Annotated in this window: 1 pseudogene; it reads left to right on the top strand. The window is 35.5% G+C overall.

Features of this window, described 5'->3' with window-relative positions:
• Positions 1-76 precede the first annotated feature (76 nt).
• Positions 77-871: pseudogene (locus RV13_RS20730) on the top strand (IS3-like element IS1485 family transposase); the annotation flags it as partial.

The raw sequence follows: 871 nt of genomic DNA, 5'->3' as shown, positions 1-871 counted from the left end.
ATGGATAGGCTACAATTAACTAGACAGAAAAATTAAGGTGTGTAGACTAGAAGAAAACATACCAGGAGGAATTTTTATATCTAAGAGAACACGAAGAACTTTTTCACAAGAATTCAAGCAACAAATCGTCAATCTTTACTTAGCTGGAAAGCCACGTGTAGAAATCATTCGAGAATATGAACTAACGGCTTCAGCATTTGACAAATGGGTAAAGCAATCTAAAACGAGTGGTTCATTCAAAGAAAAAGATAATCTTACGCCTGAACAAAAAGAATTGTTAGAACTACGTAAAAGAAACCAGCAATTAGAAATGGAAAATGATATTTTAAAGCAAGCAGCGCTGATATTCGGACGAAGAGACAAGTAATCGATGCGAATAAGCATCTTTACCCTATATCAGCGATGTGCAGAATATTAGGTCTATCACGTCAGTCCTATTATTATCAATCAAAACCAAAGAAAGACGAATCAGAACTTGAAGAAGTAGTCGCTGAAGAATTTATCCTCAGCCGAAAGGCCTACGGCTCAAGAAAAATAAAAAAAGCCTTATCAAAACGAGGCATTCAGATCAGCCGACGAAAAATTAGTAGAATCATGAAAAATAGAGGATTAAAATCGAGCTATACTGTTGCTTATTTTAAAGTACATCATTCTACTTGCAATGAAGCCAAAACGACAAACGTATTGAATCGTAAATTCTTAAGAGACAACCCATTAGAAGCGATCGTAACAGACTTGACTTATGTACGAGTCGGGAAAAAATGGAATTATGTCTGTTTCATTTTGGATCTGTTCAATCGAGAAATTCTCGGCTATTCTTGTGGAGAACATAAAGATGCCGTTCTAGTAAAAAAAGCATTTAGCCGTATCA

Origin of the sequence: Enterococcus raffinosus, assembly GCF_001886185.1 — a bacterium.
GTDB classification, from domain to species: Bacteria; Bacillota; Bacilli; order Lactobacillales; family Enterococcaceae; genus Enterococcus_A; species Enterococcus_A raffinosus.
The sequence above is the reverse complement of the archived record's forward strand: the minus strand, read 5'-3'. Positions and strand labels throughout refer to the sequence as shown.